This is a genomic window from Pseudomonas juntendi (genome assembly GCF_009932375.1).
In the GTDB taxonomy this organism is placed as follows: Bacteria; Pseudomonadota; Gammaproteobacteria; order Pseudomonadales; family Pseudomonadaceae; genus Aquipseudomonas; species Aquipseudomonas juntendi.
The window spans coordinates 12,612-26,860 of sequence record NZ_BLJG01000097.1 but is presented as its reverse complement, the minus strand read 5'-3'; the positions used below and the strand labels follow the sequence as shown (position 1 = coordinate 26,860).

Below are 14,249 nucleotides of genomic sequence, written 5' to 3'. Positions count from 1 at the left end.
ACCTGGATCACGCTGCTAAGGTCTGCGACAAACAGGCCCGGCTTCTACCGTGACCGGTGCCTGACCCAGTACCCCTGTTACGAGGTCAGCACAATGACGCTCAATTCCAAAGTGCGCAGCAATGCCAGTAATTTCATCGAACAACTGCAAACCAGTGTCGACCCACGCACCGGTCAGTTCACCGTGAACCTGAAACTGCCTACCGTCCAAGCGCATGATCGGCGAGGGCCGGCGCTGGACATCGCGCTCGCCTACAATGCCTTGACCCCCATTGACGCTGGCTACGGGCTGGGCTGGGATATACCCCTGTCGCAGTTTCGCCAAAGCAAGGGGCTGCTCACTACCAACAGCGGCGAAAACTTCAAGATCATCAGCGACCCGACACAGCTCGGGCGCATGACCGTGGGCCAGCAGAAGCTCGAAAGTTTTCACTTCTATCGCGACAGCGCAGCGGTTTTTCGCCTGGTGCACCGCAGCGGTGAGGTGGAGTTCCTGGAAGAGCGCGGCAGCGGCGAATTCCGTACTGCCGTGCCGGTGCAAATCTGTACCCCACAGGGCCAGCGGCTGAACCTCGACTACGACACCTACGGCGGCCATCCCTACCTGTCACGCGTTCATCAGAGCGACGGCGAGACGCTGTTACGGATAGAACGGGCCCCAGGCCGCAACAGCGTGGTCCTGTCGTTCAACCCCGACATCAGCGACCAGCCAGGCCCCTCCTACACTCTGCACCTCGATGCCGAAGGCAAGCTCGAACGCTTCGAGCTACCTACTGACGAGAAGGCTACCTGGGCCTTCGACTACCGAAAAATCAGGGACATGTGGTGTGTCGTGGAAATGCGTACGCCCATGGGCGGTGTGGAACGGCTGGAGTACGCCGACGGTGGGCATCATTTCCCCACCAGTGCCAACCGGCCCACATTACCCAGGGTCACCCGGCACCTGCGGCACCCTACCGCTGACGGCGACCCTGTCGACATCCGCTACCAATACTGCATGGATGCGCAGCGTCCGGACGCCCGCAACTTCCTGGGCTATGAATTGAACTACAGCTGGCTCGACGATGGCCTGGACTACCTCTACCAGCACAGAGGCGATTACCGGTACGGCACCATCGAGACGTACTGGACAAACGACGGTAACGGCTCGCCACGTGCGCTGCGCTCGATCAACCGACATTACAACCGTTACCACCTGCTGGTGCTGGAGCAAACAAGCCAGGGCGAGGCGGTGGCACGCCAGACCATCAGCTACAACCTGCACGACGATACCGACTTCGATCAGCAGCCGGCCACCTGCCAATTGCCCATCGAAACGCAATATTCCTGGTGGCTGACGAGCGCTTCGAGCGAGGTTTACCATGAGAAGGAATCCCGCACGTACGACCACCAAGGGAACCTCAGGACCCTCACTCGGCGCGACGGGGTGCAGGAAATCAGCGAGTACTATCCTGCCGAGGGCGAAGACGGCGAAGAGGGTGTCTGCCCCCCCCATCCTGAAGGTTTCGTGAGCTACCTGAAGCGACAGGTGACGATACCCGTAGCCGGGCCAGGAAATGCCGCAACGCTGGTCAAGCGTTTCGACTACAGGACCCTGCCGGCACTGAGAGACCCTGAGCGAGCCGACCTGGCCGACTGGCATACCGTGACGCAAGAGCGAACGCTGCAGCTGGACAATCAACAGGAAGTCGAGCTGACCCGGCATGAGTACACCTATGTCAACGATATCGACATACCGTTCCTGCATGGGCGGGTGGTGATGAAAGTGACCACCCGCGACTTCCTGCCTACCGTGGTGACGCATGCATTCAGCCAGCTGGGTGCCGACCAGACACTGGCCAATGTACCGGTGGTACAGACTCAGGAAACTTTCAGCGGGTGGGACGGCAGCGTATCGACGAGCCTGGTTCAGGAGTCGGCGTTCACCGGGGACGTGGTACTGCGCGAGGACGCCGAAGGGGTTCAAGTACTCTATGAGTACGATGCCCTTGGGCGCCCGCTACGCGAGATTCTCGCCCCCGAGGACCCGCAACACCGTGCCGAGAACACCTGGCAGTACTATCTGCATTGTACGGATATGGGCGAGGCCCCTGGCACATCCTCGACTTCTGTCGGCGGGGTCACCACCCGCACGTATGTCGACGGGTTCGGACGAGTGATCGGCGAGGCCCGAGACCACATCGACAAAGACGTCCCCCAGCGCCTGCACGAAACCCTGGAAGTACGCTATGACGCGCTAGGTCAAACCATCGAACGCACCGAGCATGACTGGTACCAGAACAATCCGCAGCCGCTTGTCACCCGCTTCGAATACGACGACTGGGGGCAGTGCCATCGCACCACGACCCCCGACGGCGTCATTCACCACGAACAAGCCAAGCCGACCCGCGAAGGCATGGTGATTCGCAGTTGGCGCAGCAGCGGCGATCGCATCAACGCAATGACCGAAGCTTCGATGAACAGGTTCCAGGCCCCGGACCAGCTGCGCACGCTGGACGCCAGCGGCAAACTATTGTGGACACGTAACTTCACCTACGATGGCCTTGGACGCATCGACCGCCAAACCGATGAACATGGCGACACCCAAAGCTTCACCTATGATGCACTAGGGCGGCTAAGCAGCACCAGCCTGCCGGATAGGACGGTCCTCGAGCATGGCTACGCCGCCCACGCTGAAGCCGCGCTGCTCACCGAGGTTGCCCTGATACCCGAGGGGGACCGTAACCAACGTGCGATACTGGGTTCTCAAGCGTTCGATAGCCTGCATCGCCGCACGCGTACCGACGTGGGCAAACAGAGCCATCGTTACCACTACCAAGGCGGACGCAACCGACCGGCAAGCTACACCACACCTGCCGGCGCGAAGATCGAACTGAGCTACCTGCTCAACCTGACCGGCGCGCCGGTCGCCAGTGTGGCCCCCGACCAAACCTGCAGCTACGGCTACGACCCACGCAACGCCCAACTGGAACGCGCCACCAGCGAAGAGGGCGAGCGCCAGTACGAGTACGACAGCTTTGGCCATTTGATCCGCGAGCAGTGGACAGGCAAGGACCAGGTCACCTGGACCACTCGTTACCAGCCATCGCTGCACGGGCGTATCCACCTGCGCGAGGACCAGACGCGCACCCCCACACGCTATACCTATGACGCCGCCGGAAGGGTGAGCAGCATGACCTGCGAACAGGTAACGGTCACTTACCGTTACGATACCCTCGGCCGGCTCGAGCACGTCACCACTTCCGATCTGGCCAGTGGCAGTGAGCAGGTCACCACCCATGGCTACGATGACCACGACCGCGAGACCAGCCGTACCACCAGGGTCACCGGCCAACCAACGCGAACCCTGGAACAGACCTGGTACCCAGGTGAACGCCTGAAAAGCCGCACGCTGACCGAAGAGGGCACGCTGCTGCTGGGTGAAACGTTCGCCTACGACAGCCGAGCTCGCCTGAGCACCTACAGCTGCACTGGCAGCGAATTACCCCGGGACGAACTTGGCCGACCGATCAGTCAAGAGATCTTCCTCTACGACGGTTTCGACAATATCAAAATGGTCACGACTACCATCGAAGGAACGAGATACCGTACCCTCTACACCCCCCGGGAAGACGACCCCTGCAAGCTTGCCAGCATCCAGCATCTGCCCGCACGGCCGGGCCTTCCCATACCGCCATTCGAGTACGACGCCAACGGCAACCTGCTCAACGACGAAGCCGGGCGGCGGCTTTGCTACGATACCCAGAGCCGTTTGCTGTCAGTGACCGACGCCTCCAGCCAGGTACTCACCAAATACCATTATGACGGTAACGGTGACCTTCATGCGGTCCAGGCCACCGGTCAACAAGCCACACAGGTGTTTTTCGAAGGGTATCGGCTGAGCCTGGCCATAGGTAACGCGCAGGCGCAACGAGTGCTATACAACGGCGAAGGGCCGTTGGCCCAGCAGGCGTGTGGCGAACCTGGCCAGACGCTGCTGTTGCAGACCAACGCCAGCCACAGCGTGATCGCCGAGTATCACCTGGGCGAGTTGCGCAAGCTCAGCTATGGCGCTTACGGCAGCCTGCCGGAAAGCGAACAGGCCGCCGCCAAAGGCCTGTTGCGTTTCAACGGCGAGCTGGCCACGACTGCACTGGGCTGGTACCTGCTCGGGCGGGGCTATCGGGTCTACAACGAACGTATCCGGCGCTTCCATAGCCCCGACAGCCTGACTGTGTTCGATGGCGGCGATATCAACCCCTACAGCTACTGCCGCAACGACCCGGTGAATTTCCGCGATCCCAGTGGGCACGAGGGTGTGGGCAGCACCGGCCGGCTGCGCTCCCCGGTCGAGGACGAGGTGGCCACCCACGGTGGCGGCGGTGGGAACTGGGAAGGATGGTTGATGCTGGGCGTCGGGCTGATTGCCACCCTCGCAGCGGTGTTTACCGCAGGGAGCTCGATCAGTGCACTGGTAGCAGCCGCCAGCGTCACCGCGGGAACGATCGCCAAGGCCACGGTGCTGACCATCATCGCTGCCGGCGCCGTCATCTCGTATGGTATGCAAATCTACGCCACCATCAAGCAGGACGAGAAAGCGAACGCGATCGCTTTCGGGATCAACGTAGCAATGACGGTCCTGTCATTCATGTACACGGCGTTTACAAAAATGGCCAGTCTTTTCAGGTCATTCAGGAGACAGTCTGGGTCGCCGGCGGCGCGGTCATCGAGCTCATCAATATCAAGAAGCAACTCCACGACGGGCGCTTCTCCGGTAATTGACGACGCCGTGCTCCCCACCTCGCCCCGCGCTTCAACGTCAACACGAGCCTCGTATATCTCACCTGCCAGCCTAAATGCGCAAACAAGTGGGGCAAGCAGCCGAACTTCATCGATAGCAGCCGTCGCGGAAATGAATCAGCTCGAAAATACCATTCCACCGAGCTCGCCAGCAACTTCTTCCGCGATTGCAAGAACGTCACGGTCCAGTTCCCTGTCAAGTGTTCATCTCGCGCAGTTCGACAAAGTCCCGCTTACTTACTCGTACGGGCAAATCTGGTACGACTCCCCTAAAGGGTGGATTGAGGTGACTAAATCAAGGGCCTCGGAAATTCGGTACAAGTGGCAACAAGTTCACTACGGTAGGGGTCTGTTCCCGTAGGCCGATCGGCCTAAAAATGCCCGATGCACCGCATCGGGCGTTTTGGTTTTCACTGTCCCGTCCTGAATAAGGTTTACACCTCCCATCCCGAATTTCCGGAGTGAGGCTGCTCTGCGTTGGACATCTGCACCGCCTCATCAACCATCTTTCTCGCCTGCGCCAGGTCATCTGGTTTGCTTCGCAGTAGCTCTGATGAATGAGGAAGTAAACCTTATTCAGGTCGGGACATGCCTAGCATTTTTAACAGTAGTCCGATGGCCTGAACGGGCGCTAACGTAACGTCAGCGCCCCCTGGCATGCCAGGAGCCGAATTCACCTGACACCTGTGTGCTTCGCACCCTGCAAAGGAGTTTACGGATGAACAGTAAAGACTCACGCCACCCCACCCGACAGCTCGCCGACGAAGCCCGCCGTCAGTACCAGGCGCAACGGATCAAGCGCCTGGCCAGCCTGCCCTTTAACGCCCTCGCTGAGCCAACCGTCGCGGCAATTGTCGACCCTGGCGACGGCACTCTGGATGTGAGACTGATCGATCAAGACCTCGATGTAGGCATCCCAGAATGGCCGAATATCGCCGAAGGTGACACCGTACAACTGTATATCAAGAGGCATGGCAGCAACGAAAGCATTGCTGTGAGCGAATCGATCCCGGTCGACGAGAGCACAACATTCCCACTGAATGTGCCAATGGACCAGGCGCATCTAGAGCAAGAGGGGGCCTTCGATCTTTTTTACAAACAGATGAACGCCGACGGCAATTCGATCGACTCCGCCCCCCGGCCACTGCGCGTGGACCGCACACCGCCTTGGGGCCACCAGTATCCTGAAAAGCTGGTCCTGCCCGCCGCCCCCATCACCGATGCCTACCTGAAACAAAACCCGCAAGGTGTGACGGGTACCATACCCGAGTATGAGGACAGCAAGAGCAACGACAAGGTTGCCGTCTATTATTTCAATGAGCTCCCCCCGGATAGCTCAGACGATCTCCCTGACCCAATCCTCCTCATCGACGTACCTGCCAACAGGCAGATCACCATCAGTGAAGATGACGTGCGCACCTATGGCGACGGTGGCTGCTATGTGGTCTACGTACTGATAGACATCGCGGGCAATGCCAGCCGCATTTCCACTTACACTGCCCTGGACGTCGCGCTCGGCACCCTGCCCAGCGGTATGGGCGACCCGGTGGTGCCACTGGCCGCTCCCGACAATTTGGTGGATCTGGAGGATGCCCGAACTGGGGTGCTGGTGGAAATTCCCGCCTTCGAGAACTGGAAAAGCACGGACACCCTCATCGTGAGCTGGGGCAACACCCCGCTTCCCAGGGAGCAGATCGGCTCCAGCCCGCACTTCCCCCTCGAGGTGCGCGTGCCTGCCGCAGCCTTGAAGGCTGAGTACACCGACGCACCCGACCGCCAAAGTACGCGGGTCTCCTATGAGCTGTTCAGGGGAACGATGTCACAGGGAACACTGGACACGGAGGTTGATGTCGACTTTTCGGTCATAGGCCCTGTGCGCCCTGATCCGGATCCGGACTGGCCAGGCGGAAACGCCAACCTGCCCACGCTAGAGGTTCGCGGCAAGACATCCGACCAGGCCAATACGCTCACGCGTGAAGATGAAAACCAGCCTGCCCTCATCACCCTGATTCGCTACACAGGGGCCAAGGACGGCGAGCGGATTCAATTCTACTGGAAAGGCGAACACGTTCCGGAAGCCGATCTGACCATCGACACCGAGGAGCCCGCTGAACTGACGGCCGAAATCCCATGGGAATATATCTATAACGCACGTAACGATCCGCAATTGCCGGTGCACTACGGCATCACCGCCCCCGGAGAAACCAACGAAGAGCACTCTCTCGCCACCTTGGTGAACGCGAATGCCGTGGTGCTGCGGGCACCTGCGGTGAAGTTCGAGCGTACCTTCAAGCGCGCTGATGGCACGGAGGTGTTGAATTGCAATTCCCTCTGGGACCCAAATGATGGGAGCAAAGAGCCCGCGTTCCTCGTCACAATCCCGGACCTGACAAACCTTGGCGTCTCGGCCGGCCATGTGCTGAAGATCACCTGGACCGCGCTGAAGGGGGAAAGCGGTGATACGCAAGTGGCTGAGTTGTTCCAGAACCTGACCATCGGCACCGACCTGCCCACTACCGGCGGGAGATGGGAAATAAAACCTTACGACGAAAAAATCTACCCTATCTACGATGGCGCCAACAGGGGGCGCGGACGGGTCGACTATGAAATCAGCGGCGGAGCGGAAACGATCAATGCCTTATCCGCTGAGATATCGGTGAGTATTTTCAATGGTGGTGGCTCGTGCGAAATACCTTCTGGGGCCTGACCGGAATCGCTCTCCTGTCCGCGAGAGCGATGACCACTCAGGCAACTGGTGACTTTTCCTACATAACCTAGAGACCAATCTGAATACAGTTTTCCTTTTCGTAGACCTTTAGTTGCGTCCTAGACCTGAGGGAAATAACTCATGCGAATCCATCGTACCCGCACGGCCCCACTCCTGGGGCTGAGCGGCTTTCTCCTGCTACCGTTCAGCTCAGTGACCGATGCAGCCCCTGTTTTCGACGACCAAGCCATCGACGCCAGCACCCCCCGCCAGAGCTGGCAAGTGATCGATGGCAGCCTCACCGCCAACGGTGCCACCACCAACGAAATCATCGCCGAACCAGGTACTCGCGTAGCGCTCAACGACAGCACCGTCGCCGCCAATGCCGCGGGCCTGCGGTTGCTGGGCGCTTCTGCGGTGGTCAACCGTTCGCAGATCAGCAGCCAGAGCAACCAAGGCTTGCTGATGAATGAGGGTAGCCAGGCGCAAGTGTTCGACAGCCAGATCACCGGTGCCTTGCGCGGCGCCACGGTCAATGCCAGCACCCTGGAACTCACGCGCACCCAGGTCAGTGCAACCGCGGCCACATCGTCAGGCCTGGTGGTGCTCGACGGCACGCTGCGCGCCAGTCAAGGCAGCGTGATTTCAGGCGTCAACGAAGGGATATTGATACGTTCGACGCCAACCGGTACGTCCAATTCCGTGGTGCTGGACGCCAGTCAGGCAAGCGGCCAAGCCGGGCCGGCCATCCGCGTGGGCCAGGGTGGCGCGCCCGCCGATGCACAAATCGCCATACTCAATGGTTCGACCCTCAGCGCCGGTGCTGGCCAAGCACTGATCGACATCGGCGACAATGCCACCGCCAACGTACGCGTCAACGCCAGCGACCTGGTAGGTGACATCGTCGCGCAGCCCGACGGGCACGCCAGCCTGACCCTGGAAAACCGAGCGACCCTGCGTGGGCGCCTGGATAACATCGAACGGGTAGCCATCGACAGCCTCGCCAGCTGGACGCTGGTCGAAGACAGCCAGATCGGCGCCTTGTCGATGAACGGTGGCAGCATCCGCTTCGGCGAAGCGGACGGCCAATTCCATACCCTTACCGCCGACAGCCTGGAGGGTAACGGCACCTTCGTCATGGCTGTGGACTTCAACACCTTGCAACATGACTACCTCAACATTACCGGCCAGGCTACCGGTGACCATGGTTTGCTGGTCAGCAGCAGCGGTACCGAGCCGCAAGCCGAGAGCCAGATGCACCTGGTGCATACCGGCTCGGGTGATGCACGTTTCTCGCTGGTCGGCGGGCCGGTCGACCTGGGCGCTTACTCCTACGACCTGGTCCAGCGCGACAACGACTGGTTCCTCGACACCAGCACAAGAACCGTCAGCCCAGGCACCCAAACCTTGCTGGGGCTGTTCAACACCGCCCCGACAGTGTGGTACGGCGAATTGGCCACCTTGCGCAGCCGGATGGGCGACGTACGCCGGGGTGGCGATACGGCCGGCACCTGGCTGCGCAGCTATGGCAACCAATACAACGTGTCGTCCAGTTCCACGACGCAGTATCAGCAGACCCAGCAAGGCATCTCGTTCGGTGCCGACATGCCGTTGGGCCAGGGGCAGTGGCTGGCCGGCGTTACCGCGGGCTACAGCAAATCCGACCTGAACCTGCCACGCGGCGCTTCCGGCGAAGTCGACAGCTACCACCTGGGTGTTTATGCCACCTGGGTCGACCCGCAGTCCGGTTACTATTTCGACGCGGTCGGCAAACTCAACCGCTTCCGTAACCAGGCCGAGGTACGCCTGAGCGATGGCCAGCGAGCCAAGGGCGACTTCGATACCACCGGTGCAGGTGTTTCGCTTGAGGCCGGTCGCCATCTGAAACTGGGTGATGGCTGGTTCGTCGAACCCTACGCGCAGGTCGCCGGCCTGATCGTGCAAGGCCGCGAAGTCACCCTCGACAACGGCATGCGCGCCGACAGCCAGCGCAGCCGCTCGTTGCAGGGCAAGGTAGGCAGCGCGCTGGGGCGTGACATCGCCCTCGAAGGCGGCGGCACTTTGCAGCCGTATATCAAGGTCGCCGCACTGCACGAATTCGCGCGCGGCAACGATGTAAAGGTCAACGACAATCGCTTCCACAACGACCTTGCCGGCACCCGTGGCGAAGTGGGCGCAGGCCTGGCCGCTCGCTGGGCGGAGCGCTGGCAGGTGCACGCCGAGTTCGACTACAGCAACGGGGACAAGCTGGAAAAGCCTTGGGGCATGTCACTGGGCGTCAACTATCGCTGGTAACGCATTCGCGTGGGGGCGTCACGGCTCCCACGTAACATCAAGGAGAAACACCATGCGCCCCACGCCACTCGCACAACTCCCTCTTCCCAACATCCCGGCCCTGTTGCCGAACATTCCCGGGGGTCAGCCCAACCTGTTACCGGTCAACGCACTGGCGGCGCCGCTGCGGGTCGAAATGGTCATGTGGCTCAATTCCAGGCCAACCCCTGCAGCCCCGGAAACACTGAACCTGTATTGGAACAAGCAATGCGTCCACTCCAAAACCTGGGAGGCACCAATCGAGGAGGAAGAACTGTTCGTCGAAGTCCCTGTCGAGCATCTGGTGGATGGCGAACATGAAGTGTTCTATGAAGTAGTGCTAGGTGACGGCAACCCAGCTTATTGCGAGCCACTGCCGATCACCATCGACCTGGCACCACCGGAGTTGCCGCAAGACAACGCGATCCACTTTCCGGAGGAAGTGATCCAGGATGGCGTCAGTGACCGCTACCTCAAGGCCCATGACGACCTGCTGCTGGGCAGCATCGCGCCTTACGACGATGCCGCCCCGGGCGATGTGGTGAAGATTTACTGGGGCGAGGTGCCCGACGCCAAAACCAGCACGGTCGTCGACCGTTACACCCTCACCCCGCAAGACCTAGGCCAGCCTCTGCGCGCCAGGATCTCCGGAACCGACATTCGCGACAGCGGCGAGGGCGGGCGCTGGGCCTGGTATGGGGTTCAAGACCGCGCCGGTAACCTGGAACACTTTTCCATACCAAAATCGCTGTACGCCCGCGCCACACCCCGAGGCCGGGTACTGCCAGCCCCCACGCTGGTCGAAGCCGAAGGGGGGGCGAGCCGAAGCATCTTGCGCCCGAATATGGCGGCCCAGGGCGCCACCGTGCGGATACCGGACAGCGCCGACATCGGCCCTAACGAAAGCATCGAGGTATTCTGGGGCAAGCCGGGCGAGGAAGGTTCGTACAAGCCCCAGCCGCTGCAGCCCGATGCCCGCCTTTATCATGTGCCCCCTGAGTTCGTAGCCATTCATATTGGCAAGCAGATAGAGCTGTACTATGAACTCACCGAGAGAGAAACGGAGAAGTCGCCGGCCCACACCCTGACCGTGGACAACGTCGACCACCTGCCTACGCCGCAGAGCGATGCGATCGACGCCGGCATACTCAACCTCACCCGCCTGGGTACTGGCAAGGCCAGCCTGCATTCGGCCATCTGGCCGTTCATCGCAACGAGCCAGTTCATCAAGATCGAACTGTACGGGCGTAGCGCTGCCGATGGCTCGAATCTGCGTACCCAAGTTGGCGAGAAGGCAGTCGTTAGCACGCAAGGCCGTATTGAACTGGGTGAGATCGACAAGGACAAACTGGCGCTCTATAAGCGCGACGAAACCCTGCGCATTGAGGCATCGATCAGTTTCGACAGCCAGAAAAGCTGGCAGCCGATGCCGATCATCTTTCCGTTGCTCGTAGACTGATCGGCCCTGGGTGATGACCGGTCGGCCATCACCCAGAGGTTGGCGAGAACTTACAACGAATGGACTTTACGCACGCCCTGCCCTGCGACGACCTCGACCGATCCAGGCAAGGCACGCTGTGGCTCCGTCAACGGCAGGGGCAGAATGATGAAGCCGTCGAAGATGCCGAGTGGACCTCCATCCACCGCGCAGCCGACCACCGCGTATCTGGACGCAGGGAGCGTTTCATCGACTGTGTAGCGCCCCGTGGCATCCACGTCGCCGGGCCCCGCTATCACCTCCCACAGCCCACCCGTTATCGGACCGCCATTGAACCGGCTTTCGAGCTGAACGCTGCCCTCATTCATGGCGTGGATCTGCACTTCGAGCAGCGGCTCACGATGCATGGCGATCTGATGGCAAACTCTGGTATTACCCGAGGTATCACTCACCGTGATCTCGTCCAGAACGTAGCTCGGCATTTTTTCACCATCTTTGGGCTCGTACGCCCTGTAGGTGGCGGACAGGCCATCGGCGGCGGGCTCGAGGGAACCTGCCATGGCGTGCTCGGTCACCGACCAGCTCAGTTTGCCACCGGTCGAAAGCGTGCTCGCCAAGAGCTCCACTTCTTCCGTGTTACTCGCTGCTTTCACTTGGGGGTTGACTTGCAAGACGTTGCGCATGATCGTCAGCAACGCAGTGGCCTGGGAACCGGTTGTAGCGGCTGTGACGCGTACACGCGTGAACGCCCCCTCTATAAGTTCTGCCGCCGGTGCGGTATAGAGGCCACGCGAATCGATTGAACCCGGCTCCCCCATGCCGGGAACTGCCTCTACCGACCACCTAACCAACGCGGAAGCGGTGGAGAACTGATAAGACTCTCCAGCAGCCAGGATATGCTCATAAGTATTCAGCTGCACCTGGGTGCGCGCGGGACTGATGTCTCCGAATGCCACCGCGTCATAGGGAGCCACGATGTCGGACACCTGCACCACCTCCCCGAAATTCAGCTTCAGGACAGAACTGATGGGCTCTTTCATGGAGATCTCGATGGGGAGCAAATTCAACGCTTCATTTTCGATGCTTTTGGCGATCTCATGCAGGATGAGACCATCCTTCAGGACCAAGCCACCGATGGCATCGTGAACGGTAAGAAGAAACTCCCAGAAACGATCTAAATCTTCATCAGGCGGAGTCGGTTCATGAGTTCTGACTCGCTGGTGGCCTTGGACCGTTTGTGGCAGACCGCCAGAAACAGGGCTGGTAGAGGTATAGACGAGGTTAGCGGAATTTTTTTGACCGCTATAATACCCAGTTACAGTGGTATCAACGGTCACCGGTACGAGGGTCAGGAATCGTTCAATCAGATCAGGGCGTGACACCGCAGCATATGTAACGGCCAACGTATACATCATCATAAACCAGGCATTATCAAATCCCATGATAAGCACGTTAAAAATCTGCTTGACTGGCCATGAACAGTCGACCCTGCCGTCGCGAGCCTCGAATTTCAATCCATCAGCGGGCACGCTTATATCGTGGATTGCGTACCGGATGTTGACGTACCGATCCGGATAACCAAACTCTTCCGGAACTGGCATCCGAACGGTGTAACTTGTTTCAGCCAAGGGTAGAACACCGCCGCTCACCTCAAGCCCAGATGGAAACCCTTGATTGCCATAGTTTATCTTGGATGTGCCGCCTGATATGACTTGCGGGAGCTCACGGGCCAATGCAGGTATTGAGAAATATCGCGTATCCATCATGACCGTCGCGGTATGGTCATCGGCTACCAGATACCGGAAGTCAGACCCTGGGGTGGGCTCGTCGCCGTTATAACGGGCGTTCTCCATCCTGACCAAGCCGAGCACACCCCCCTCGCTGCCCTCCCCCGCAGACTGTGTACGCATGATGAACGACTGTGGATGCATCAGCTCGTGCTCACCCCGCTGTATGCGCCCCAGCAGAAAACGCCGTTGCGCGTCGGGTAAAGACTCGAACAGCTCCTTGAAGACAAGTCCCCCCAGCGAGTTCTCATAAGACTCGTCGGTGAACGTCAACGTGAAATCACTGCTGTGCTTCAGGTCCAACAGCAACTCGCCGCCATCACTGACAAGCCCAGGAACATCCGACAACTTCAGGTGCAGCTTCAGCACCGGCCCCTGAAGCGGGTCGATCCATTCGATCTCCCGAACCTGCCACTGGCCGTTGATTTTCTTTTTACTCAGTAAGTTACCGCCGATAACTCGCAGGGTCATGTCAGCCTTGGAGTTGTCCAGGGCTGCCGTTTCGAACGAGACTCTCGGGGTGTCGAGCACGAAACCTTCAAATCGGTACTGCCAGTCGTTACTGGCCGAAGAGACCATCCCACAGATCGGTGGAAAGTAAGATTCATCGGAAAAACGACGGATGTATTCCTGGAGCAAAAAACGGTTGAGCGTCGCGCGATCGAATGCTGCGATCATTCCCCACTTGAGTAACCGACTTTCCATCGCCATCCAGTCGATAAGTTCGCTCTTGCTGGCCATGCCAGACCTCCTGATGATAGGTGCGCAGGGAGTCATGCCCTGCTGTCAGAGTGACCGGAGCAGGTTCGCATGGGAGCAAAGAGGGGGGTACTGACAGTTTTATCAGTAGCGATGCGCCTGTTTTTCACCCAGGCACAACGAAGAATGCCACTCGAAAGAGTGGCATTCTTGATTTGGAGCGGGAAACGAGACTCGAACTCGCGACCCCGACCTTGGCAAGGTCGTGCTCTACCAACTGAGCTATTCCCGCATATTTGAAGCAGACCGTACCGTTTTGCTGAACGCCACAGCCTTGGAAGACTGGAGCGGGAAACGAGACTCGAACTCGCGACCCCGACCTTGGCAAGGTCGTGCTCTACCAACTGAGCTATTCCCGCAAATGGCGTCCCCTAGGGGACTCGAACCCCTGTTACCGCCGTGAAAGGGCGGTGTCCTAGGCCACTAGACGAAGGGGACACACGACACTTTTCAGTGCACCAGAACAG

General features: G+C 59.7%; 5 protein-coding genes and 3 tRNA genes. 4 read left to right on the top strand and 4 right to left on the bottom strand.

What is annotated here, in order from left to right; translation table 11 throughout:
* The first annotated feature begins 93 nt into the window (after window positions 1-93).
* From GYA94_RS13875 to GYA94_RS13860, 4 genes are all read left to right on the top strand, one after another.
* Window positions 94-5,139 (top strand): RHS repeat domain-containing protein, encoded by a 5,046-nt coding sequence (locus GYA94_RS13875; RefSeq protein WP_161892509.1) that lies wholly within the window; start codon window positions 94-96, stop codon window positions 5,137-5,139.
* 357 nt (window positions 5,140-5,496) lie between these two features.
* On the top strand, window positions 5,497-7,485 hold the full coding sequence (locus GYA94_RS13870; protein WP_110679724.1) for a hypothetical protein: 1,989 nt from the start codon (window positions 5,497-5,499) through the stop codon (window positions 7,483-7,485).
* 141 nt (window positions 7,486-7,626) lie between these two features.
* Entirely contained in the window at window positions 7,627-9,780 is a 2,154-nt protein-coding gene (locus GYA94_RS13865) for an autotransporter outer membrane beta-barrel domain-containing protein (protein WP_110679723.1), read from the top strand.
* Window positions 9,781-9,832: 52 nt separating this feature from the next.
* Window positions 9,833-11,257 carry a hypothetical protein gene (locus GYA94_RS13860; protein ID WP_110679722.1) on the top strand — a complete coding sequence of 475 codons (1,425 nt, stop codon included), beginning with the start codon at window positions 9,833-9,835 and terminating at the stop codon, window positions 11,255-11,257.
* Between the two features lie 50 nt (window positions 11,258-11,307).
* On the opposite strand, the gene GYA94_RS13855 is transcribed toward GYA94_RS13860, so the two are convergent.
* The 4 genes from GYA94_RS13855 to GYA94_RS13840 form a co-directional block, all read right to left on the bottom strand.
* Window positions 11,308-13,764 carry a hypothetical protein gene (locus GYA94_RS13855; protein WP_161892508.1) on the bottom strand — a complete coding sequence of 819 codons (2,457 nt, stop codon included), beginning with the start codon at window positions 13,762-13,764 and terminating at the stop codon, window positions 11,308-11,310.
* Window positions 13,765-13,938: 174 nt separating this feature from the next.
* Window positions 13,939-14,014, bottom strand: a tRNA-Gly gene (locus GYA94_RS13850).
* Window positions 14,015-14,065: 51 nt separating this feature from the next.
* Window positions 14,066-14,141 (bottom strand) — tRNA-Gly (locus tag GYA94_RS13845).
* Between the two features lie 3 nt (window positions 14,142-14,144).
* Window positions 14,145-14,220, bottom strand: a tRNA-Glu gene (locus tag GYA94_RS13840).
* Between the last annotated feature and the right edge of the window lie 29 nt (window positions 14,221-14,249).

Coding starts and splice junctions, on each gene's coding strand:
- GYA94_RS13870 (WP_110679724.1), top strand. CDS start 5,497: ATGAACAGTAAAGACTCACGCCACCCCACCCGACAGCTCGCCGACGAA.
- GYA94_RS13875 (WP_161892509.1), top strand. CDS start 94: ATGACGCTCAATTCCAAAGTGCGCAGCAATGCCAGTAATTTCATCGAA.
- GYA94_RS13865 (WP_110679723.1), top strand. CDS start 7,627: ATGCGAATCCATCGTACCCGCACGGCCCCACTCCTGGGGCTGAGCGGC.
- GYA94_RS13860 (WP_110679722.1), top strand. CDS start 9,833: ATGCGCCCCACGCCACTCGCACAACTCCCTCTTCCCAACATCCCGGCC.
- GYA94_RS13855 (WP_161892508.1), bottom strand. CDS start 13,764: ATGGCCAGCAAGAGCGAACTTATCGACTGGATGGCGATGGAAAGTCGG.